This is a genomic window from Sphingopyxis sp. 2PD (genome assembly GCF_005503695.1).
Lineage (GTDB): Bacteria > Pseudomonadota > Alphaproteobacteria > Sphingomonadales > Sphingomonadaceae > Sphingopyxis.
This window is the reverse complement of the sequence record NZ_SCMU01000003.1, coordinates 285,848-307,094: the sequence shown is the minus strand read 5'-3', so window position 1 is coordinate 307,094 and position 21,247 is coordinate 285,848. Positions and strand designations below refer to the sequence as shown.

Below are 21,247 nucleotides of genomic sequence, written 5' to 3'. Positions count from 1 at the left end.
TCTATGCGATTGGTTAACCTTCGGCCCTAAACCGGGCTTCGGCGATCGATGACGCAAGGCGTGATCGGCCACCCAGAATCGCTGCGATCATCGTCTCCGTTCAGCCATGCTTCACGCGTCGACGCTATTGGCTGCTTCGGCGCTTGTATCGAAACCAGCGGCTGGTTATAGGCGCGCCACTCCCTGCGCCGCATGGCCGGTCGCGCGGTGACAGGAAAGGACGCGAGAGCCCCTCATGCCGACCAAGATTGCCGACGTTGGCGCTGACGCGCTTCGCGAAGCCAAATCAAATCTCGATACGGATTATGTTCCTGGCGACGACGAAGAGTTTATGAACGAGCGGCAGCAGGAGTATTTCCGCGGTCTGCTGCTCGCCTGGAAAAAGTCCATCCTGTCCGAATCCGAATCGACGCTGGCGCATTTGCAAGACGGGCCGCTGCGCGAACCCGATCTCGCCGATCGCGCGTCGAGCGAGACCGATTGGGCGATCGAGCTTCGTACCCGCGACCGCCAGCGCAAGCTGATTGCCAAGATCGATTCGGCGATCCGCCGCATCGATGAAGGCGAATATGGCTATTGCGCAGTCACCGGCGAACCGATCTCGCTGGCCCGCCTGCAGGCGCGTCCGATTGCCACCATGACGCTGGAGGCGCAGGAGCGTCACGAGCGCAACGAACGGATTTCGCGCGAAGATTGATCCGCGCCGGGACAAAAGGCCCGATCACTGGCGGCAATTTACATTTCGGCAACGGCTGAACTCTAGATTCGCGACCCTGACAACAACGCGGGGAATGGGTCGCAATGGATTCGCGTGGGCCGGTATCGGTTGATGAAGAAGTCGCAGCGCTGTCGCGCGGCGCAGATCGGGACAGTCTGTTCCTGCAGGCCGGATTGATCCTGCCGGGTCGCACCGATCCGGTTATCGTCCGGGTGCGCAACCTGTCGCCGGGCGGCATGCTGGCCGAGGGCAAGGTCCGCGTCGAACAGGGCGCGGCGATCGAGATCGATCTGAAAAATATCGGTCCGGTGCCGGGGCGCGTCGTATGGGCGGGCGAAGGCAAGTTCGGGATCGCCTTCGATCATCAGATCGATCCGCAGGCGGTGCGTCGTCAGGTGGTGTCGCAGTCCGATTTGCCACCGCATCTGCGGCGTTCGGGCCTCGAACGGGGGCCGCTGTACCGCCGACGCTGATGCATCCGGTTTAGGGCAGCATCAGCGGGGCGGTAACGACTGGCGATCGTCAAGCGATCGCGAGCATCTCTTCCTTCACTTTCAGCTTCTGCTTTTTCAGCTGCGCCAGCGCTGCCATGTCGGGCGCAGGGCGCCGCTCTTCATTCGCAATTTTCTCGTCGAGGTTCGCGTGGCGCGACTTCAGGGCGGAAAGATGCGACGTGCTCATGGACCATTCTCCTTTTCGACTCGATTGGCAGGTCCGAGTAAATCACGAATCGGCACGAATGTCGTCGCGATTCGGCCAGCCGGTCCCCGTTGCGGACCAGTGGTGAACGTGGCAGGGAAGCGCGCGTGAGCACCGATGAAATTACCCAGCGCCTGGAACTGCTTCGCGTCGAGCATCGCGACCTCGACGCCGCGATTATTGCGCTCGGCGAGGCGGCGGTCCCCGACCAGTTGCAACTCGCACGCCTGAAGCGACGCAAGCTCAGGCTGCGCGATGAAATTGCGTGGTGCGAGGATCAACTGCTGCCCGACATCATCGCCTGACTCAAAACGGGACGACGGCAGGCAGCGATTTCATGGTTACCGCCATTGCATTGCCGGGCAGCCGTGGCATCCATCGGTAGATGGTGGCCCAGCATTCAGACATGATGGCAATCGCAGCGCCGGTGCAACGCGCCCAGGTCGAAAATCTCTATGTCGAAGCCATGGTGCTCGCGGACGAAGCGCACGCGGCCTTTGCCGCGCAGCGCGACCTCAGCAGTTCCCGGCGCGACGGTCTGATGCAGATCAGCCTCGCGTGCGAATCGCTCAAGACGACGACGCGGCTGATGCACGTCATCGCATGGCTGCTCCATCGCCGTGCGATGATGGCGGGCGATCCGGGCGCCGGTCCCAACGACAGCGCGGCGCGCATCGGCGATCCGATCGCCGCCGACTGGGGCGTTTGCGACGGATTCGAAGGATCGGTGCAGCGCATCATCGCGGCGAGCGAACGTCTGTTCGAACGCATCGCGCAGATCGAGGCGGGCTGGAACGCGCCGCAGGCCGCGACGCCGGTGCAGCGGTTGCTGGCGCAGTTGGAGGCGCGACTTTAGGCTTGGGGGTGCGCTGGCTTTGGGGGGCGACGTCTTACTTCAGTCGCTGCCAGCCCTTACCCCAACCACTCCACCCATGCGCCATGGGCGTGCGCATGCGCCAGTTTCACCGGCGCGCCGCCGCCCGGCCAATATCGCACCACCAGCTCGTGATGATGCACGGTCCGATTGGCTTCCAGCGCGATCCACGCCAGCGGGCGTGCCGCAGTCGCCTGCGCCCCCGCAGCCTCCATTGCGGCGGTGACGCGCGCCTGCTGATCGGAGGGGACATATTGCCAGACGATTGAGTGCATCAGCACCCGGGTCGTGCCTTCGACTTGCGGGCGCACCAGTTCGGCCTCGACGAAGTCGGCGGCGTTGGCGTGGATCAGCTTTGGTGCCTGCTCGGTCGCAGCAGCGATCGCGGCCTCCATGCGCTGGAAGCGGACATGATGTTCGGGCCAGATATAGGCTTTCAGCCGCAGCGCCTGCGCCGGATCGGTCAGGTCGACGGGCGCGACGTCGCAGCCTTTGAGGCCCGCAAATTCAATGGCGTGCATCGGCGGATGGTTGCCGCGCCATTCGGGGGCGAACGCCATCGCACCCGGTGTCGGGCCGACATGCACACCTCCGAGATCATAATGATAGCGGTCGATCATCAGGTTGATCCCCGCGCTCGACCCGATTTCGAAGCAGTCGAAGCGCTGCGGCAAATCCTTGTCGGCAAGCCACAGCATCGCCGCAATGAAGTTCGACGAGCGCCCCGCCTCGTTGGTCTGCGGCGGCCCGTCGAGCCACGGGAGCAGTGCTGCCTCATGCCGAGCGACGACCCCGGCGACGATCGCGGCATCGTTGATGTCGTAGGCATCGGCATAGATCGGCGCCAGTTCGTGCGCGGTTCCGGCAAGGTGCAGCGCGTGCAGTCCGCCCGCGGCGCGTAGCGGCAGCGCATCGGCGAGCGGTGCACCTTTCCAGTCGGCGATCCGGCGGGCAAATTCGCTGGCAGGCTGGTCGAGCAACGCGGCCAGCGCCGCCACGATCCGCGCGGTCACCGGGGCGCCGTTGGCCCGGCAATAGGCGACCTGATTGGCAAAGGCGGCACGCACTGCGACGGGTCCGGTATCGCCCAGTTCGATTGGCTCGTAACGCTCGCTCATTGCCCTTTGCCCCGTCGCCGCCTATGTGCGCGACGCTTATGCCCGAACCGATCATCTTTGCCATCCCCAAGGGACGCATCCTCGACGAGGCGCTGCCGCTGCTGGCGCGCGTGGGGATCGAGCCCGCGGCAGACTTTTTCGACAAGAAAAGCCGCGCTTTGGTTTTCGGGACGAACCAAACGCATATCTCGCTGATCCGCGTCCGCGCGTTCGATGTCGCGACATTCGTGGCGCACGGCGCGGCGCAGCTGGGCATCGTCGGGTCCGACGTGGTCGACGAATTCGATTACAGCGAGTTGTATGCGCCGGTCGACCTCGGCATCGGCCATTGTCGGCTGTCGCTGGCCGGACCGGAGGGCAGTGCGCCGCCGGGGCTGGGCGAAAGCCATATCCGCGTCGCAACCAAATATCCGGCGACGACGCGGCGCTGGTTCGCAGGCCAGGGCATCCAGGCCGAGTGCATCAAGCTCAACGGCGCGATGGAAATCGCGCCGAAGCTGGGGCTCGCCTCGCACATCGTCGATCTGGTATCGACGGGGCGGACGCTGGTCGAAAATGCGCTCGCCGAGCAGAAAATCATCAGCGAGGTGTCGGCGCGGTTGATCGTCAATCGCGCCGCGTTCAAGCTGCGCTCGGCCGAAGTGCCGGCGCTGGTCGAGCGGTTCCGTCAGGCGGTGGGCGATGCGGCGGCTTGACGCCTCCGACCCGGGCTTTGCCGCCGCGTTTGACGCGCTGGTCAACGACCGGCGCGAGAGCGATTCCGACGTTTCCGCCGACGTCGCGGCGATCATCGCGCGGGTAAAGTCCGAGGGCGATATCGCGCTGGCCGAATATACCGCGAAATTCGACCGCTTCGATTTGGACGCGAGCGGCTGGGGCATCTCGAAGGCGGAATGCGCCGCAGCCTATGAGGCGCTGGTCCCGGACCTGCGCGACGCGCTCAATCTCGCCGCCGACCGCATCCGTGCTTATCACGCCGCCCAGCTGCCGGAGGACCGCGATTATCGCGACAGCACCGGCGCGCGGCTCGGCGCGCGCTGGAACGCGGTCGATGCGGCGGGGGTCTATGTTCCCGGAGGTCGCGCCGCCTATCCGTCGTCGGTGTTGATGAACATCCTGCCTGCGAAGGTCGCAGGGGTCCGGCGTATCGTCATGATGACCCCGACGCCGGGCGGTGAGACCAATCCGGTGGTGATGGCGGCGGCGCATATCGGCGGGGTCGATGAGATCTGGCGGGTCGGCGGGGCGCAGGCTGTCGCGGCGCTGGCTTATGGCACCGACAAGATTGCACCCGTTGACGTTGTCACGGGCCCCGGCAACGCGTGGGTCGCCGAAGCGAAGCGCCAGCTGTACGGCGTCGTCGGCATCGACATGGTCGCGGGACCGAGCGAGATTGTCGTCGTCGCGGATAGCCAGAACGAGGCGCGGATCATCGCCGCCGACCTGCTCAGCCAGGCCGAGCATGACCCGACCAGCCAATCGATCCTGTTCACCGACGACAGCGACTTTGCCGACGCTGTCGCGGCAGCGGTCGCAGAGATCATCCCGACGCTTGGCACCGCGGCCACGATGCAGGCGAGCTGGGCCGACAATGGCGCGGTGATCACCGTGCCGACGCTGGCCGATGCGATCCCGCTGTGCGACCGGCTCGCGCCCGAACATCTCGAACTCGCGGTCGATCCCGCCGAGGCCGATGCGCTGTTCGCCAAGGTCCGTCACGCGGGCTCGGTGTTCCTGGGCCGTCAGACGCCCGAGGCCATCGGCGATTATGTCGCGGGGCCGAACCACGTCCTCCCGACCGGCCGCCGCGCGCGCTTTTCGAGCGGCTTGTCGGTTACGGATTTCATGAAGCGCACCAGCTTCCTCGCACTGGACGAAGCCAGCCTCGCTGCGATCGGCCCCGCAGCGGTCGCGCTTGCCGGGGCCGAGGGGCTTCCCGCGCATGCGCTATCGGTCAGCCAGCGTCTCAAGTAGAAAAGAACCATGAACCAACGCGCCCAATCCCGCTCCGCCGCCCGCCTCGCCGCCGTCCAGGCGCTTTATCAGCATGAGATGGAGGCGACGCCCGTTGCCAAGCTGATCCATGAATTTCACCAGCACCGGATCGGCGCGACGATCGAGGACGCCGAATATGCGGACGCCGACGTCGCCTTTTTCGACGATATCGTGAAAGGCACGCTGGCGCGCGCCGACGAGATTGATGCGGCGATCGTCGCGCGGCTGGCCAGCGGCTGGTCGATGGAGCGGCTCGACCGCACGATGAAGGCGATCCTGCGCGCCGGGGCCTATGAACTGATCGCGCGCGGCGACGTGCCGGTCGGCGCGGTCGTCAGCGAGTATGTCGATGTCGCCAAGGCGTTTTTCGATGCGCGCGAAGCGGGGTTTGCGAATGGCCTGCTCGACGCGATCGGTAAGGACGCGCGGAAGAATAGCTAAGCTCCTTTCGTGTCGAGCGAAGTCGAGATACGCAGACCGTAGCCCGTCCCAAGCGTGTCTCGACTTCGCTCGACACGAACGGAATTAGGGCACATTGTTCTGGGTGAGAGGGTGTCGCATGTCCGAAACCGATTTCATCGCCCGTCTGCGTGCTATCGCCGCTGACCCCGCCGCGCGCGGCCTGACCGACGATGCCGCCGAATGGGAAGGGCTGGTCCTCACCCACGACATGATCGTCGAGGGCGTGCATTTCCTGCCTGACGACACGCCGCAGGATGTCGCGTGGAAGCTTGTCGCGGTGAACCTGTCGGATCTCGCCGCGAAAGGCGCCGCGCCGGTTGGCGTGCTCGTTGGTTATAGCCTGGGCGACGCGGAATGGGATGCGGCGTTCGTGGAAGGGCTCGATCTGGCGCTTCGCCGCTTTGGCGTCATTCTGCTCGGCGGCGATACCGTGCGCGCGCCCGCGGGGGCGCCGCGCAGTTTCGGGCTGACCGCGATTGGCCGAGCGCCGCCGGGCGGGGCGCCGTCGCGGTCGGGGGCGCGGCCGGGCGATCAGCTGTGGGTGACCGGATCGATCGGCAATGCCGGGCTAGGCCTTGCGATGCGCCTCGGTCACGAGGAAGCGAACGAGACCTGCCTTGCCGCCTATCGCCGCCCGCAGCCGCAGTTGACCTTCGGGCAGGCGGTGGCGCCCCACGTGCATGCGATGATGGATGTTTCCGACGGGCTGCTGATCGACGCCGAGCGGATGGCGACCGCCAGCGGGTGCGAACTGGTGCTGATGCTGGAGGCGGTGCCGCTGTCTGCGGCCTTGCTCGCAGTGCGCCCCGATGTCGTCGATACCCGGCTGGCGGCGGCGAGCGCCGGCGACGATTATCAATTGCTGTTCGCCGCCGATCCAGCGGCGGCAGGCGCGATCCGCGAGATTGCGGCTGCGTTGAATATCGCGGCGACGCCGATCGGCCATGCCGGGGTGGGCGAGGGGCTGCTGCTGACGCACCGCGCCCAACGCATTGCGCTGCCCGAGCGTCTCGGTTTCACACATTGACGCGAAACCGTTACAAAAGTGCCGAAAAACCGGGCTTGCCCTAGGCTTTCTTTATTCCCATAACGCGGCGTCCAAATATTGGGGCGGTCGCATCAGGGGAGAGGGCGAACCGGCAATCATAAGTCGGACGTGCTCGACTGTTCACTGGGTCCGCCCCGTTCAATGGGGAAGGAAATTCATGATTGATCCGGTTATGATCGCGATAGCGTGCGGCCTTGTCGCCGTGCTCTATGGCTTCATTACCTCGCGGCAGGTGCTCAGCGCCTCGGCGGGTAATGAAAAGATGCAGGAAATTGCTGGCGCCATTCAGGAAGGCGCCAAAGCCTATCTGGGCCGCCAATATCGTACCATCGCCATCGTTGGCGTCGTCGTCGCCGTGCTCGTTGGGATGTTCCTCGGCGCGATTTCGGCGACGGGCTTCGTCATCGGCGCCGTCCTGTCGGGGGTTGCCGGATATATCGGCATGAACATTTCGGTGAAAGCGAACGTCCGCACCGCAGCCGCTGCGCAGACCGGATTGCAGGCGGGTCTGACCATGGCGTTCCGCGCCGGTGCGATCACCGGCCTGCTGGTGGCGGGCCTCGCGCTCCTCGCGATCTCGGTCTTCTTCTGGTATCTGATTGGCCCCGGCGGTTATACCGTTGGCGGTGAGGATCGCACGGTCGTCGACGCGCTCGTCGCGCTGGCCTTCGGTGCTTCGCTGATCTCGATCTTCGCGCGTCTGGGCGGCGGTATCTTCACCAAGGCTGCCGACGTCGGCGCCGACCTGGTCGGCAAGGTCGAGGCTGGGATCCCCGAGGATGATCCGCGCAACCCGGCGGTGATCGCCGACAACGTCGGTGACAATGTAGGCGATTGCGCCGGTATGGCCGCCGATTTGTTCGAAACCTATGTCGTCACCGTCGGTGCCACCATGGTGCTGATGGCGCTGCTGTTGAAGGGTGCGGGCGACATGCTCGTGCCGTTGATGAGCCTGCCGCTGCTGATGGGCGGCGTCTGCATCATCACCTCGATCATCGGGACGTACTTCGTCCGTCTCGGTAACGGGACGAATGTCATGGGTGCGATGTACAAGGGCTTTCTCGTCACCGCGATCCTGTCGATCCCGGCGATCTGGTTCTCGACCCAATATGCGCTGGGCAGCATGGAAGCGCTGATCCCCGGGACCGATTTCAACGGTCGTTCGCTGTTCTATTGCTCGCTGCTCGGCCTGATCATCACCGGGCTGATCATCTGGATCACCGAATATTACACCGGCACCAACTATCGGCCGGTGCGCTCGATCGCCAAGGCATCGGAAACCGGTCATGGCACCAACGTCATTCAAGGGCTGGCGATCAGCCTCGAATCGACCGCGCTGCCCACGCTGGTGATCTGCGCGGGGATCATCATCGCCTATATGCTGGCGGGGCTGATCGGCATTGCGTTTGCCGCGACCGCGATGCTGGCGCTGGCCGGCATGGTCGTCGCGCTCGACGCCTATGGCCCGGTCACCGACAATGCAGGCGGCATTGCCGAAATGGCGGGCCTTGCCGACAGCGTGCGTGAAAAGACCGACTTGCTCGACGCGGTGGGCAACACGACCAAGGCGGTGACCAAGGGCTATGCCATCGGTTCGGCGGGTCTTGCGGCGCTGGTGCTGTTCGGCACCTATACCGCCGACATCACCGAATATTCAGCGGCGCTGGGGCTGACCGAACCGCTGACCTTCTCGCTGTCATCGCCCTATGTCATCGTCGGGCTGTTGCTCGGCGCGCTGTTGCCCTATCTGTTCGGGGCGATGGGCATGACCGCGGTCGGCCGCGCGGCGGGTGAAGTCGTCAAGGATGTTCGCGACCAGTTCAAGAACAACCCCGGCATCATGACCTATGAATCGAAGCCCGACTATGCACGCACCGTCGATCTGGTGACCAAGGCGGCGATCAAGGAAATGATCATCCCGTCGTTGCTGCCGGTGCTCGCGCCGATCGTCGTGTTCTTCGTGATCCGCGCTGTCGCCGGACCGGCTGCGGCGCTCGAAGCGCTTGGCGCACTCCTGCTCGGCGTGATCGTTGGCGGGCTGTTCGTCGCCATCTCGATGACCTCGGGCGGCGGCGCATGGGACAATGCGAAGAAATATATCGAGGACGGCAACCACGGCGGCAAGGGCAGCGAAGCCCATAAGGCTGCCGTCACTGGCGACACCGTCGGCGATCCGTACAAGGACACCGCAGGTCCGGCGGTCAACCCGATGATTAAGATCACCAATATCGTGGCGATCCTGCTTCTCGCGGCGCTGGCGCACGGCGCGGCGTAGGCCGGGCCGCCTTTACGGGAAAAAAATGGCCCCGTCGGTGCGATCCGGCGGGGCTTTTTTTGGTGGTCACGCGATCGCCATCCGGGACACGGCAAGATTGCTGCATTGCACCAGCCCCTTTCCACATTGCCGCGCCGCTGCTAGGCGCCCGCCATGTCCCAGAAGCATCCCGAACGCCGCACCTTTGCCATCATCTCGCATCCCGACGCGGGCAAGACGACGCTGACCGAAAAATTGCTCGTCGCGGGCGGCGCGATCCATATCGCCGGCGAGGTCAAGGCACGCGGGCAAGCGCGGCGTGCGCGCTCCGACTGGATGAAGATCGAGCAGCAGCGCGGGATTTCGGTGACCTCGTCGGTGATGACCTTTGAACATGCCGGGCTGGTATTCAACCTGCTCGACACGCCGGGGCACGAGGATTTCAGCGAGGATACCTATCGCACCCTGACCGCGGTCGACAGCGCGGTGATGGTGATCGACGCCGCCAAGGGCATCGAGCCGCAGACGCTGAAACTGTTCGAAGTGTGCCGCCTGCGTTCGGTGCCGATCATCACCTTCATCAACAAGGTCGACCGCGAAGGGCTGCCGCCGTTCGAATTGCTCGACGAGGTTGCCGACCGGCTGGCGCTCGACGTGACCCCGATGAACTGGCCCGCGGGGATGGGCGGGCAGTTCGAAGGAATCTACGATCTCGTGGACCCGGCGATCATGAAACCGGGCGCCGATGCGTCGCGCATGTATGAAGGGCACCGCGCCAAGGTGACGGGGCTGGATGACCCGGCGCTGGCCGCCGAGATCAGCGCCGACGCGCTCGCGCACCTCAAGGAAGAAACCGAGCTGGCATCGGCCTGCTATGCCGAGTTCGACGCGGCGGCGTATCGGAATGGCGATCTGACGCCGGTCTATTTCGGGTCGGCGCTCAAGGAATTCGGTGTCGCCGACCTGCTCGCGGCGCTGGCGAACCACGCCCCGGGGCCGCAGCCACAGCCCGCCGAACCGGCACCGGTCGAGCCAACGGACAGCGCGGTGACCGGTTTCGTGTTCAAGGTGCAGGCCAATATGAACCCCGCGCACCGCGATCGCATCGCCTTCATGCGCCTCTGTTCGGGCAAGTTCGAACGCGGGATGCGCCTGATGCAGGGCGGAACGGGCAAGGCGATCGCGATCAGCCGCCCGATGCTGTTCCTGGCGCAGGACCGCGAAATGGCCGAGGAGGCCTTTCCCGGTGACATCATCGGCATTCCCAACCACGGCACGCTCCGCGTCGGCGATACGCTGTCCGAACGCACCGACATCACGATCACAGGGCTGCCCAATTTCGCCCCCGAACTGCTGCGCCGCGTCGCGCTCGTTGATCCGACGCAGACCAAGAAACTCCGCAAGGCGCTCGACGATATGGCGGAGGAGGGGATCATCCAGGTTTTCTACCCCGAAATCGGATCGAACATGATCGTCGGGGTGGTCGGCCAGTTGCAGCTCGAAGTGCTGATCAGCCGCCTCGACGTGGAATATAAGGTCGAGGCGAAACTGGAGCAGTCGCCTTGGGAAACCGCGCGCTGGATCGCCAGCGACGACGCCGCCAAGCTCAAGGCGTTCCAGTCCGAACATCGCGGTGCGAGCGCCACCGATCGCGACGGCGCGCCGGTGTTCATGGCGAAGGACGGCTGGGAAGTGGGCTATATCACGCAGCGCAATCCCGACATTCGCTTCACCGCGACCAAGGAACGGCGATTAGGGGCGTTGGCGGAATAGAGTCCGTTGCCCCCGCGAAGGCGGGGGCGACGGTGTCGGTCAGATCAGACTCAACAGATCGGTCGGCCCCGCCGTCTCGGCCTCATCCTCATCATCTTCGCCCTCGAACTTGCTGAGCGTCAGCCCCAGCAAGCGTATGCCCTGTTCGGTCGGTAGCAGCGGCGCCAGGATCGCTTCGCCCGCCGCCAGCAACGCGGCGCCGTCCAATATCGGCGCCGCCACCGATTTCGCCCGAGTGATCGTCCGGAAATCGGCGTAGCGCAGCTTCAGCGTGACCGTCCGCCCGCGCGCGCCTCTCTTCGCGGCGCGGTCCCACACGACGATGCAGACATGCGCCAGTGCCTCGCGGATTTCGGTATCGGTGATCAGGTCGTTGAAAAAGGTGCGCTCGCCACCCAGCGACTTCAGCGGGCGGTTCGATTTGACCCGCCGATGGTCGATACCGCGCGCCAGGTTGAACAGCCATTCGGCGCTGTTGCCGAAATTCTCGGCCAGCCACAGCGGGTCTTTTGCCGCGAGATCGGCGCCTGAAAAGACCCCAAGCCCTTCCATCTTCGCCGCTGTCACCGGCCCGATGCCGTGAAAACGGCGGATCGACAATGTCTGGACGAACGCGGCGCCCTTGCCCGGCGGGATCACGGTCAGTCCGTTGGGCTTGTTCTGGTCGGACGCCAGCTTGGCGATGAACTTGTTATAGGAAACGCCGGCAGACGCAGTCAGGCCGGTTTCCTCGCGGATACGGCGGCGGATCAGCCTGGCGGTCGCGGTTGCGCTGCCCAAACCCATCTTGTCGGCGCTGACGTCGAGATAGGCCTCGTCGAGCGACAGCGGTTCGACCTCGTCGGCATAGTCGCGAAAGATCGCGCGGATCTGGTTCGAGATGTCGCGGTACACCTCGAACCGCGGCGGGACAAAGATCAGCGCCGGGCACTGGCGCTTCGCGGTGATGCTCGGCATCGCTGACCGCACCCCGAACTTGCGCGCCTCGTAACTTGCCGCCGCGACGACGCCGCGCCGCGACGATCCGCCGACCGCGACCGGCTGCCCGCGCAGTGCCGGATCGTCGCGCTGCTCGACCGACGCGTAAAAGGCGTCCATGTCGACATGGATGATCTTGCGAACAGAGGCGTCCGCGCCGTCACCGGGGTTGAGGTCCGCGTCGTCGTGCACCGCGCAGCTTTAGCATGTTGCCATGATGTTCTCAACGATGCGCACGACGCCGGGCTTGACGAAGATGGGGCAAACTGGCAATCGCCGCCGACCTTGGGTGAGCGGGTATAGCATAGTGGTAATGCTCTAGCCTTCCAAGCTAGCTAGGCGGGTTCGATTCCCGCTACCCGCTCCATGTTCCTTTTCTTACTTCGCCGATTCAATGCCCAGCAACTCGACCGTGAACAGCAGGGTCGCGGCGCCCGGGATCGGGCCTTTTCCTTCGGGCCCATAAGCGAGCTGGTAGGGGATCGCGAGTTCGACCTTGTCACCGACGCCCATCAGTCCCACGCCTTCCTGCCAGCCTGGAATGACGCGATTGAGCGGAAAGCTGGTCGGCGTGCCGCGCTTGATCGAGCTGTCGAACTCCTGTCCATCAGCGAGCGTGCCGACATAGTGCACCGTGACGACGTCGGTGGGGGCGGGGTGCGCGCCGCTGCCGTCGCCCGCGATGCGGCGCCAGCGGAGGCCGCTGGGGGTGACGTGCCAACCGTCCGCACCATTGCGTTCGGACAGCGCGGCCATCTGGCGGTTGAGCCAGGCGGTCCCTTGCGTGGGCTCAGCGGCGACCGCCGCGGGCAGGAAAAGGCCCAGGCTGGCGGCGGTCAGTAGCAGGCGAAGGGGTAGCGATGCGGCCATAATGTCTCCTGTTGTCTTGGCGCCGCATAAGCCCGGACGTGCGCGGCGAGCAACCCCCGATCGACCCCGCCGTGCCGCCGCCGCCCCGCCGACCCGTCAGATTAACGCGACGAACGCCGCCCCCGTTGGGATCAATCGGCGCTGCCGGGTCGTTGATCGGGTTCACCCCCTTCTGCTCAATCGATGGAGAATGAAATGCATATGGCCAAAAAGCTAGTCATCGCGCTGGCGGCATCGTCAGCCGTATTGGCGCCGGTCGCGGCATCCGCAGCGGTCGGTGTGCGGGCGCCATCGTACGTTGCTGGCGAAAGCAGTCTTGAAGGCGATTCGAGCTGGATCATCGGTCTGGTCGGTTTGCTCGCCGGGATCACCGCCATCGTCCTGATTTCCGACGATGACGAGGATTCGCCGGTCAGTCCGTAACCGACGCTGTTGGTATTGGAACGGGTGCGCGCATGGGTAGTGCGCGCCCCCATACACTTTGCGCGCAAGGCTTCGGCGGTTTGCGCGAAAATGAACGGCGCCGCCGAACTGCGACAATTTGCGACAATTTTGCGCCGATCCGGCAAGTGGCTGGGACAAATGACGCCTACAACGCCTTCATCGGGATCCGGTCATCCCCCGGATCGGTCCCCTGAAGGAGTTCGTACCATGTACAAGAAGATTTCGTTTTTGACGCTGGGCGCCGCGTTGATTGCTGCGCCCGTTCTGGCTGCCCCCGGCGGCGCCAAGGCCGACACCGACGGTAACGGCACGCTATCGCGCGCAGAGGCGCAGGCGCATGCCGCCGAGCGGTTCGCCAAGATGGATTACAACAAGGACGGCAAGATCGACGCTGCCGATCGGACAGCGAAGCGCGCCGAGATGCAGGCCAAGAAATTCGCCAGCCTCGACGCCGACGGTAATGGCAGCATCAGCCAGGCCGAATGGACCAACCAGGACGCCGAACGGGCCGCCAAGCGTGCAGAGCGCGTCGCCAAACGCGCCGAGGCTGGCGAAGCCGGCGACGGCAAACGTCACGGCATGCGCGGTCATGGCAAGCGTGGCGCGCGCCATGCCATGCACGGCGGCATGATGGCCAAGGCCGACACCAATGGCGACAAGGCGATCAGCCAAGCCGAATTCCAGGTTGCCGCGCTGGCTCGCTTCGATGCGGCGGACGCCAACAAGGATGGCCAGGTGACCGCCGATGAACGCAAGGCGCAGCGCAGCGAATGGCGCGCCAAGCGTGCGGCACCCGCCGCTCCCGCCAGCTAATTGGCATTTGGCAGGGATCGGCGGCGACGGGCAGGCTTACTTCCCCCCTCCCGGCATTGCCTTTGCGGCTGGTCCCTGCCAGCTATCGCCCATCGGTCGTTCGACCGGTGGGCGAACTAGCGTTCCGACTTTGGCGTTTTCAGCGGATCGACAATGACCGACAACCATAACCCGCGCATCCTGCTGATCGACGACGAACCGTCGATCCTTGAGCCGCTGACCGAATATCTGATCGCCCAAGGCTTTGCGGCGACCGCCGCTGCGAGCGCCGCCGAGGCACGATCGGTGTTGCGTGCCCAGTCGATCGACCTGGTCGTCAGCGACATCATGATGCCCGGCGAGGACGGTCTGTCGCTGACTCGCCACCTACGCGAGAACAGCGCCATTCCCGTTATACTGCTGACCGCGCGCGCCGAGGATACCGAGCGGATCATCGGGCTGGAGATCGGCGCCGACGATTATGTTGTCAAACCGTTCAACCCGCGCGAGTTGGTGGCGCGCATCCGCACCGTGCTGCGGCGGACGCAGCAGGGCGGGCGCGTGCTCGATCCCGGCGGAACCAGCTATGCCTTTGCCGACTGGGTGCTGCGCGAAGTCGAACGGGTGCTGGTCGATAGCCAGGGCAATGAAGTGGCGCTGTCATCGGGCGAATATCATTTGCTTCACGCGCTGGTCCGCCATCCGCGGCAGGTGATGAGCCGCGACCGGTTGCTCGACCTGGTGCGCGGGCGCGAGGCCGAAATTTTCGACCGCGCGATCGACAATCTCGTCAGCCGCCTGCGCAAGAAGATCGAGGTGGACGCGGCGCACCCGCAGATCGTCAAGACGGTGTGGGGCGGCGGCTACACGCTGGCCTGCGAAGTCAAGCGGATGGGACCGGCGGCGTGAAAATTCGGTTGTGGCCGCGCAGCTTGATCGGCCAGCTGGTCCTTGCTGTGGCGCTGATGCTGTTCGCCGCGCAAGCGATCAATTTTGCCCTGCTCGTGCGCGGCCAGAGCCAGCAGACGCTGGCGCATGGCGGCGGCATGGCGGTGGCGCGGATTATCGATGCGGTCGACCGCGCCCGGCGCGGGGAATTGCCGCCGCAACAGGATGAGCGGTCGGGGGAGCATGGACGTCCCAACCGCGCCCAGAAACTTGTGGTTTCGGACCGGCCGCTGCCGTTGCCGACGGGGGCCGTCCCGCTGCCCGATCTTGCCGATTATGTCGAAAAATTGCTTGGCGAGGCGGACGTCACCGCCGAGTCGGTCGATGCGTGGGCATTGCCACAGCGACCGCGGCTGCGAGCCAATATTCCCGGCAGGACCGTCATCGTGTCGGCCCAGATCGATGGCCGTTACATCGCGGTGCGCGGTCGTATTCCGACCAGCGGCAATCGCTTGCAGGGCTTTCTGGTCTGGCAGACGCTGTCGCTCTATCTGCTGCTGCTCATACCGATCATGGTCATCGCCTGGCGCGCTGCGGCGCCGCTGCGTGATCTGACCCGCGCGGCCCGATCCAATCCGGCGCTGCGCGACGCGACGCCGCTGGAAGAGGAGGGGCCATCCGACGTTCGCGACCTGATCATCGCTTTCAACGCCTATCGCAGCCGGATCGCGACGATGCTGTCGGACAAGGACCGGATGCTCGGCGCGGTCGGTCACGACCTGCGAACCCCGCTCGCCAGCCTGCGGGTGCGGGTCGAGCAGGTCGACGACGACGCACTGCGTGACAAGATGATTGCGTCGATCGAGGAAATGGCGGCGATGCTGACCGACATATTGGCGCTGGCGCGGTCGGGCGCGGGAACCGAGGGGCGCGAGCCGGTGGCGCTGCGCGGACTGGTCGAAGAACTGGCCGCGGATTATCGCGAACGCGGCAAGGATGTGGCCGTGGCGGCAGCCGTCGACGCTGCGGTGCTGGCGCGTCCGTTGCTGCTGCGCCGCGCGCTCCGCAACCTGATCGACAATGCCGCGGCTTATGGGGTGCGTGCGCGCCTGTCGGTCGAGCGCGCGCCGGGTGCGGTGCGGATCATCGTGTCGGACGACGGCCCCGGCCTGTCCGACGAGCAGATCCGGACGCTGGTCGAACCCTTCGCGCGCGGTGAGCAGTCGCGCAACCGGGCGACAGGCGGGTCGGGACTGGGCCTGTCGATCGCGCGCGACATCGCAGAGGGCGAGGGCGGGGCGCTTACCTTGGTCAATCGCGCTCCCGGTGGGCTGGATGCGGTGGTCACGTTGCCGACAGCGTAGTTCGTCGCCCCCGCCTTCGCGGGGGCGACAGGTGGGTCAAGCGTAAATCGCGATCGCCTGACTACCGCTCAGCACTGGCTCTCCGGCGCGGTTCCACAGCATCATGTCCTGTACCGACAGGCCGTGGCAGGCATAGCCGGTCTTGGCCGACAGCAGCCACCAACCATCGTCTGTTCGCGGATCGGCGGTCAGCATGTTCACCGTCCAGTTCATCGAGCTGATCGGCCCGAACTCGCTGAACAGCGCCATTGCAGCGGGCGGCAGGGCGTCGCCCATCGCGAGCAGCGCGACGGCGGGATGACATGCGGGCTCTTCGACAAAGCGGACCCAGGTCAGATATTCGCCGACCTCGCTTTTCCATGCAAAGCGTGGGCCGGTGGTCGGACGCATGTCGAAATGGCGGGTGAAGGCGGGGCGCGCATGATGTTCGGGAACGGGCGCCAGCGTTTCGGGCGCGGGTGCGTCGGGCATCGCCAGCCGATTATGGTCGAGGTGACTTGGGCGATCGGGCGAAAAAGCAAAGACCGCCGCCGTACCGAAACCTGCGTCGCTCGACACGCCGACGTCGACAAACAGCGAGGATTTCGATTGGCGCAGCACACGGGTATTTACGGTGCAGTCGCCGCCGACCGGGCCGACAAAGCTGATCTGCGCATAGCGCAGCGGCGTGTCGGTGGGGTGGAGCGCCATCGTACCGGCGAGTGCGACCGCCGAGCTGATCCCGCCATAGGCGGTGCGACCCTGCATCCAGCCGTCGTCGATATGTGCCTTTGCCACGCCGTCTTCGGTGCGCAGCGTCGATAGCAGCGCGTCGAGCGCGCTGGGAGAGGTGGTCATTTTGCGGTTATTCCTCGATCCGGAAGGTCAGTCCGGCGTGCTCGGTCAGCCGCGCGATCAGCGCGTCGCCGAGCAGTGCCCCCGGCGTCCACACACCGCCAGCGCCTTTGTTTGCGAGCAGGGCCATGCCGGTCTCGGCGAGCATCTTCGACGTCGAGCCATAGCCGGGATCGCGGTCGCCTTGCACGCTGGCACGAACCGTGGTGCCGTCGGGATATTCGCCGATGAACAATATGTCGTAGAAGCCGTTCTCGCGTTCTTCCTTGCTCGGTCCTTCGCCGGGTTTGAGCTTCGATTCGCCGAACGGGTTTGCCTTCGCCATCGCTTCCGCCATTGCTTTTCCGGCATCGCCGATCGTCGTCATCACCATCTCATCATACACCAGATCGGCGCCCCACGGATGTCCAAGCAGGAAGTTGGTGCGGTGGACATTCTTGGTGTTGATCGGCGCCATCACGAACGGTGCGGTCCAGGTGCCGGTGGCGCTGTCATATTCGGGGAACAGGCCGGTCGGTTGCGACGGACCCTCGAACCCCGGGGTCAGCGCGAAGGAGGATTTGAGCAGCAGCGCGAGCGAGGGCTTTTTGGCGACGGCCTTCAGCGTTTCGGTCAGGCTGGCGATGGTGCCGCCCGATGCGCCGCCCGCCATCTTGCGGACCCGGCCCTTGACGCGCGGCGCGGGCTTGCCGCGGCGCTTCACGGCCTCGGCCTGCAGGAAATGGACGCCAAGGTCGAAGGGTATCGAATCGAAGCCGCAGCTGAAGGTGATGCGCGCGCCCGATGCCTTCGCCGCACCCTCGTGCACGTCGATCATCTCGCGCATCCAGCCGGGTTCGCCGCAGAGGTCGGCATAGGCGGTGCCCGCCTTGACGCAGGCGGCGACAAGTTCGCTGCCGTAAAGCTGATAGGGGCCGACGGTGGTAAGCACGACCTGCGTGCTAGCGGCCATCGCATCGAGGCTCGCGGGATCGCTGGCGTCAGCGACGACCAGCGGCGTATCAGCGGGGGCGCCGATGAGGTCACGTACTTCGGCAAGCTTGTCGAGGCTACGCCCCGCCATCGCCCATTTCGGCGCGTCCGGTCTGCCCCCATAATGCTGCGTCAGATATTCAGCAACGAGCCGACCGGTGAAGCCGGTGGCGCCATAGACGATGATGTCAAATTCGCGGCTGGCCATAAATGCCTCCCTTTACGTAAACGTAAAGGGAGGCTAGCGCAGCGTGGCTTGGATGCCAAGCGCCAAGCGTCAGCGGCGCCAGAACGGTCGTTTTTGAATCACCACCGGCTCGCCGACCGCCGCCGCTTCGGCGCGGCCCTCGGCGCGTGCGGCGCGAACTTCGGCTTCGCTTGCGCGCAGCTGCGCATCGCGCGCCGCTAGTTCGTCGCGGCGGCGCTGGCGCAGCGCATCATAGCTCCAACGCGTGTGACCATAACCGAACAGCGCGAGCAAGCCGCCCGCGATCGCCAGATTCTTCATCGCCGCCATCGCCTGCATCGGGTCGGTAAATTCGCGGTGGAAGAACAGGATCGTCGCGAGGACAAAGCCCGCAAGCAGCACCGACCACAAACGCACCGCGATGCCGAGTGCGATGCAAACCCCCGCAATCAGCTCGAACAGCCCGGTCGGGATGGCGAGGCCCGCGGGCAGGCCCGCGGCGGTGATCATCGCGTTGGTATCGTTGACGTGGATCAGCTTGTTGATCCCCGACACGATGAAAATCAGTGAAATGAAGAGGCGGCCGATAAAGACAGCGATCATGGACATGCGTCGATCCTCCAAACGATGCCCCGTCCGCTTGTGCAAGGAGGACGCGCCGCAGCGACGGAGGTTCCGCTTTACAGCTTGGGCAGGGTCACACCCTTTTGCCCCATATATTTGCCCGCGCGGTCGGCGTAGCTCGTCTCGCACGGTTCGTTGCCCTGGAGGAACAGGAACTGGCACGCGCCTTCATTGGCGTAAATCTTGGCGGGCAGCGGGGTGGTGTTGGAAAATTCCAGCGTCACATGCCCCTCCCAGCCGGGTTCGAGCGGGGTGACGTTCACGATGATGCCGCAGCGCGCATAGGTCGACTTGCCGAGGCAGATGACGAGGACGTCGCGCGGGATGCGGAAATACTCGACCGTTCGGGCTAGCGCAAAACTGTTCGGCGGGATGATGCAGACGTCCGTTTCGCGATCGACGAAATTCTTGGGATCGAAATCCTTGGGATCGACGATCGTCGAATCGACGTTGGTGAAAATCTTGAACTCGGGCGCGACGCGCGCATCATAGCCGTAGGATGACAGGCCATAGCTGATACACCCGTCGCGGCGCTGCGCCTCGACAAAGGGTTCGATCATGCCCTGCGTCCGGGCGGCTTCGCGAATCCAGCGGTCGGAAAGAATGGCCATGGTGTCTCTTGTCGGTCCTGTGGGGCTTGCGCAAGCGGTCAGTCGATGAGGCCGAGATCCTTTGGCCCGAAAGCCGCGGGAAGCAGTTCGCTGAGCTTGTACGTCTTGACCGCGCTGCCATCGCCCGATGCGCAATGGACAAGGATGTCGGTTTGCGACCGCTCGGCGGCTTCGTTCAAGACCTGGCGACAGCGGCCGCACGGATTGACCGGATCGGTTCCGCGCAGGTCGTCACCGTCGGGGCGCCCGCCGATGATCGCGACCTCGGCGAGTTCACCGATCCAGCCCTCATTCGCGATCTTGGCGACCGCGGCGGTTTCGGCGCACAGCGTCAGGCCGTAGCTGGCGTTTTCGACATTGGCGCCGGTGACGACGTCGCCGTTCCGGAGCAGCAGTGCTGCTCCGACGTGAAAGCCCGAATAAGGGGCATAGGCCCGGCGCGCGGCGTCGCGGGCGGCGGCGATCAGTTCGTCACGGGTTTCAGTCATGGTTCATTTCCTTCCGGGCGGACGACGTTCCAGCCGACGGTCCCATCGGCGCCCGACAGGCGGACATAGTCGTTCGCCTGCCACATCGCCCAGGGGTGGGCGCCATAATCGGGCTCGAAGAAATCGCGGCGCAGCCAGATCGTCCGCGCGATCCCCTGCGTCACCTTATAGTCGCTCTCGAACGCCGGACCGGGCGCGATCAGGCTGCGCTTGCCCATATGCGCCTCGATCTGCGCCAGAAAGGTCGCGAGTTCGGACAAGAGCAGCGCGCGCGTCGGGCGGTCGGGGCAGCGATCGTCATAGTCGAGCCAAACCACGGCGGGCAGCGCGTCGGCGCGGCGCGGGACATGGCGGATAAAATTGGCGGCCTGATCGGTCGCGAGCTGGCACAGGCTGTAACGATGGATCGCGCCGACCTGTACGCCTGCCTCGCGCGCCGCCGCCATATTGCGGGCGAATTTGGCGTCGATGCCGCGGCTGCCATCGGTTCCCATCACATAGGCGAAATCGGCACCCGCCGCCTTGATCGACCCCCATTGGACATCGCCATTGTCGGCGTCGATCGTCACACCTTGCGTCGGAAAGGCTGCACGGTCGGGGGTCCAGCGCGCAGCCCACCATAGCGACAGGCCTGCCGCGAGCAGCAACAGCACGATCGCGGCGCCGATCCGCCGCAGCGTTCGTGCGACCGCTTCGCGCCAACCACCGCCTTTTCCGGCCCTGTTGCTCTTGATCGCCCCCGTCGCCACCCGTCAGCCCTTGATGTGGAGGACGCAGATCAGCGTGAACAATCGCCGCGCGGTGTCGAAGTCGACCGCGATCTTGCCGTCGAGCCGGTCCATCAGCATTTCGGCGGCTTCGTTATGCAACGCCCGGCGCGCCATATCGACGGTCTCGATCTGCTGCGCGGTCGAGGTCTTGATCGCCTGATAATAGCTGTCGCAAATCGCGAAATAATCGCGGATCGGACGGCGAAAACGCCCCAGACCCAGGATGATCGCTTCGAGAGGTGAGCCATCCTCGCGGCTGATTTCAAAGATCAGTCGCCCGTCCTCGACGCGCAGCATCAGACGGTACGGGCCGGCATAACCGTCGGGGTGGCCGCGCTGCGGCACGAATTTATTGTCCTCGATCAGGTCGAAGATCGCGACGCGGCGTTCCTGTTCGACGTCGGGATTGCGCCACACGATCGAACCCTCGTCGAGTTCGACCGAAATGATCCGCTGTTTGGAAGGGTCTGCGTCAGCCATGCTG

General features: G+C 65.1%; 25 protein-coding genes and 1 tRNA gene. 15 read left to right on the top strand and 11 right to left on the bottom strand.

The window, feature by feature from the left end; translation table 11 throughout:
- Window positions 1–235: 235 nt before the first annotated feature.
- Together dksA and FFS18_RS05130 are read left to right on the top strand one after the other, a co-directional pair.
- Window positions 236–697, top strand: a complete 462-nt coding sequence (gene dksA / locus FFS18_RS05135) for an RNA polymerase-binding protein DksA (RefSeq protein WP_120215932.1) — start codon at window positions 236–238, stop codon at window positions 695–697.
- Window positions 698–801: 104 nt separating this feature from the next.
- Window positions 802–1,191 carry a PilZ domain-containing protein gene (locus FFS18_RS05130; protein WP_120215933.1) on the top strand — a complete coding sequence of 130 codons (390 nt, stop codon included), beginning with the start codon at window positions 802–804 and terminating at the stop codon, window positions 1,189–1,191.
- Between the two features lie 49 nt (window positions 1,192–1,240).
- On the opposite strand, the gene FFS18_RS05125 is transcribed toward FFS18_RS05130, so the two are convergent.
- Window positions 1,241–1,399: a DUF465 domain-containing protein gene (locus FFS18_RS05125; protein WP_120215934.1), complete on the bottom strand. Its 159-nt coding sequence runs from the start codon at window positions 1,397–1,399 to the stop codon at window positions 1,241–1,243.
- Window positions 1,400–1,524: 125 nt separating this feature from the next.
- Between FFS18_RS05125 and FFS18_RS05120 the strand changes: the two genes are divergently transcribed.
- Together FFS18_RS05120 and FFS18_RS05115 are read left to right on the top strand one after the other, a co-directional pair.
- Entirely contained in the window at window positions 1,525–1,722 is a 198-nt protein-coding gene (locus tag FFS18_RS05120) for a YdcH family protein (RefSeq protein WP_120215935.1), read from the top strand.
- A gap of 83 nt (window positions 1,723–1,805) precedes the next feature.
- Entirely contained in the window at window positions 1,806–2,273 is a 468-nt protein-coding gene (locus FFS18_RS05115) for a DUF1465 family protein (protein WP_249340304.1), read from the top strand.
- Window positions 2,274–2,329: 56 nt separating this feature from the next.
- Here FFS18_RS05115 and FFS18_RS05110 read toward each other — a convergent pair whose 3' ends face one another.
- On the bottom strand, window positions 2,330–3,409 hold the full coding sequence (locus tag FFS18_RS05110) for a DUF2332 domain-containing protein (protein ID WP_137870017.1): 1,080 nt from the start codon (window positions 3,407–3,409) through the stop codon (window positions 2,330–2,332).
- A 38-nt stretch (window positions 3,410–3,447) separates the two neighbouring features.
- Here FFS18_RS05110 and hisG point away from each other — a divergent pair, with 38 nt between their 5' ends.
- The 6 genes from hisG (at window position 3,448) to FFS18_RS05080 (ending at window position 10,941) form a co-directional block, all read left to right on the top strand.
- Window positions 3,448–4,104 carry an ATP phosphoribosyltransferase gene (gene hisG / locus FFS18_RS05105; RefSeq protein ID WP_137870016.1) on the top strand — a complete coding sequence of 219 codons (657 nt, stop codon included), beginning with the start codon at window positions 3,448–3,450 and terminating at the stop codon, window positions 4,102–4,104.
- The gene (gene hisD / locus FFS18_RS05100; protein ID WP_137870015.1) at window positions 4,091–5,383 is read left to right on the top strand and encodes a histidinol dehydrogenase; all 1,293 of its coding nucleotides are present in this window, start codon (window positions 4,091–4,093) and stop codon (window positions 5,381–5,383) included. Before hisG ends, hisD begins: the two co-directional genes overlap by 14 nt.
- A gap of 9 nt (window positions 5,384–5,392) precedes the next feature.
- Complete coding sequence (gene nusB, locus FFS18_RS05095) at window positions 5,393–5,845, top strand: transcription antitermination factor NusB (RefSeq protein WP_137870014.1); 453 nt, start codon at window positions 5,393–5,395, stop codon at window positions 5,843–5,845.
- Window positions 5,846–5,963: 118 nt separating this feature from the next.
- Window positions 5,964–6,893: a thiamine-phosphate kinase gene (gene thiL, locus FFS18_RS05090; protein WP_137870013.1), complete on the top strand. Its 930-nt coding sequence runs from the start codon at window positions 5,964–5,966 to the stop codon at window positions 6,891–6,893.
- A 181-nt stretch (window positions 6,894–7,074) separates the two neighbouring features.
- Window positions 7,075–9,189: a sodium-translocating pyrophosphatase gene (locus tag FFS18_RS05085; RefSeq protein ID WP_137870075.1), complete on the top strand. Its 2,115-nt coding sequence runs from the start codon at window positions 7,075–7,077 to the stop codon at window positions 9,187–9,189.
- A gap of 153 nt (window positions 9,190–9,342) precedes the next feature.
- Window positions 9,343–10,941, top strand: a complete 1,599-nt coding sequence (locus FFS18_RS05080) for a peptide chain release factor 3 (protein WP_137870012.1) — start codon at window positions 9,343–9,345, stop codon at window positions 10,939–10,941.
- Between the two features lie 39 nt (window positions 10,942–10,980).
- On the opposite strand, the gene dinB is transcribed toward FFS18_RS05080, so the two are convergent.
- Window positions 10,981–12,111, bottom strand: coding sequence for a DNA polymerase IV (gene dinB, locus FFS18_RS05075; protein WP_137870011.1), 1,131 nt, complete (start codon window positions 12,109–12,111; stop codon window positions 10,981–10,983).
- A gap of 101 nt (window positions 12,112–12,212) precedes the next feature.
- On the opposite strand from dinB, the gene FFS18_RS05070 reads away from it, so the two are divergent.
- Window positions 12,213–12,286 (top strand) — tRNA-Gly (locus FFS18_RS05070).
- Window positions 12,287–12,297: 11 nt separating this feature from the next.
- On the opposite strand, the gene FFS18_RS05065 is transcribed toward FFS18_RS05070, so the two are convergent.
- Complete coding sequence (locus tag FFS18_RS05065; protein ID WP_120215942.1) at window positions 12,298–12,789, bottom strand: FKBP-type peptidyl-prolyl cis-trans isomerase; 492 nt, start codon at window positions 12,787–12,789, stop codon at window positions 12,298–12,300.
- Window positions 12,790–12,984: 195 nt separating this feature from the next.
- Here FFS18_RS05065 and FFS18_RS05060 point away from each other — a divergent pair, with 195 nt between their 5' ends.
- From FFS18_RS05060 to FFS18_RS05045, 4 genes are all read left to right on the top strand, one after another.
- Window positions 12,985–13,212, top strand: a complete 228-nt coding sequence (locus tag FFS18_RS05060) for a hypothetical protein (protein ID WP_137870010.1) — start codon at window positions 12,985–12,987, stop codon at window positions 13,210–13,212.
- Window positions 13,213–13,440: 228 nt separating this feature from the next.
- Window positions 13,441–14,046 carry an EF-hand domain-containing protein gene (locus FFS18_RS05055; protein ID WP_137870009.1) on the top strand — a complete coding sequence of 202 codons (606 nt, stop codon included), beginning with the start codon at window positions 13,441–13,443 and terminating at the stop codon, window positions 14,044–14,046.
- Window positions 14,047–14,199: 153 nt separating this feature from the next.
- On the top strand, window positions 14,200–14,934 hold the full coding sequence (locus FFS18_RS05050; protein WP_137870008.1) for a response regulator: 735 nt from the start codon (window positions 14,200–14,202) through the stop codon (window positions 14,932–14,934).
- Window positions 14,931–16,277, top strand: a complete 1,347-nt coding sequence (locus FFS18_RS05045; RefSeq protein WP_249340303.1) for a sensor histidine kinase — start codon at window positions 14,931–14,933, stop codon at window positions 16,275–16,277. The genes FFS18_RS05050 and FFS18_RS05045 overlap by 4 nt, the downstream gene beginning before the upstream one ends.
- Window positions 16,278–16,313: 36 nt before the next feature.
- Here FFS18_RS05045 and FFS18_RS05040 read toward each other — a convergent pair whose 3' ends face one another.
- The 7 genes from FFS18_RS05040 to FFS18_RS05010 all read right to left on the bottom strand — a co-directional run bounded on the left by FFS18_RS05040 (window position 16,314) and on the right by FFS18_RS05010 (window position 21,243).
- On the bottom strand, window positions 16,314–17,114 hold the full coding sequence (locus tag FFS18_RS05040) for an acyl-CoA thioesterase (RefSeq protein ID WP_137870007.1): 801 nt from the start codon (window positions 17,112–17,114) through the stop codon (window positions 16,314–16,316).
- A 7-nt stretch (window positions 17,115–17,121) separates the two neighbouring features.
- Window positions 17,122–18,291 carry a saccharopine dehydrogenase family protein gene (locus FFS18_RS05035; RefSeq protein WP_137870006.1) on the bottom strand — a complete coding sequence of 390 codons (1,170 nt, stop codon included), beginning with the start codon at window positions 18,289–18,291 and terminating at the stop codon, window positions 17,122–17,124.
- A 69-nt stretch (window positions 18,292–18,360) separates the two neighbouring features.
- A complete protein-coding gene (locus tag FFS18_RS05030) occupies window positions 18,361–18,879 on the bottom strand; it encodes a DoxX family protein (protein WP_137870005.1) in 519 nt (172 codons plus the stop codon).
- A 71-nt stretch (window positions 18,880–18,950) separates the two neighbouring features.
- Window positions 18,951–19,505: a dCTP deaminase gene (dcd, locus tag FFS18_RS05025; RefSeq protein WP_077146023.1), complete on the bottom strand. Its 555-nt coding sequence runs from the start codon at window positions 19,503–19,505 to the stop codon at window positions 18,951–18,953.
- Window positions 19,506–19,543: 38 nt separating this feature from the next.
- Window positions 19,544–19,993: a cytidine deaminase gene (locus FFS18_RS05020; protein ID WP_137870004.1), complete on the bottom strand. Its 450-nt coding sequence runs from the start codon at window positions 19,991–19,993 to the stop codon at window positions 19,544–19,546.
- On the bottom strand, window positions 19,990–20,742 hold the full coding sequence (locus tag FFS18_RS05015) for a glycoside hydrolase family 25 protein (RefSeq protein ID WP_120215950.1): 753 nt from the start codon (window positions 20,740–20,742) through the stop codon (window positions 19,990–19,992). Before FFS18_RS05015 ends, FFS18_RS05020 begins: the two co-directional genes overlap by 4 nt.
- Window positions 20,743–20,745: 3 nt before the next feature.
- Window positions 20,746–21,243 (bottom strand): UPF0262 family protein, encoded by a 498-nt coding sequence (locus tag FFS18_RS05010; RefSeq protein ID WP_120215951.1) that lies wholly within the window; start codon window positions 21,241–21,243, stop codon window positions 20,746–20,748.
- Window positions 21,244–21,247 lie beyond the last annotated feature (4 nt).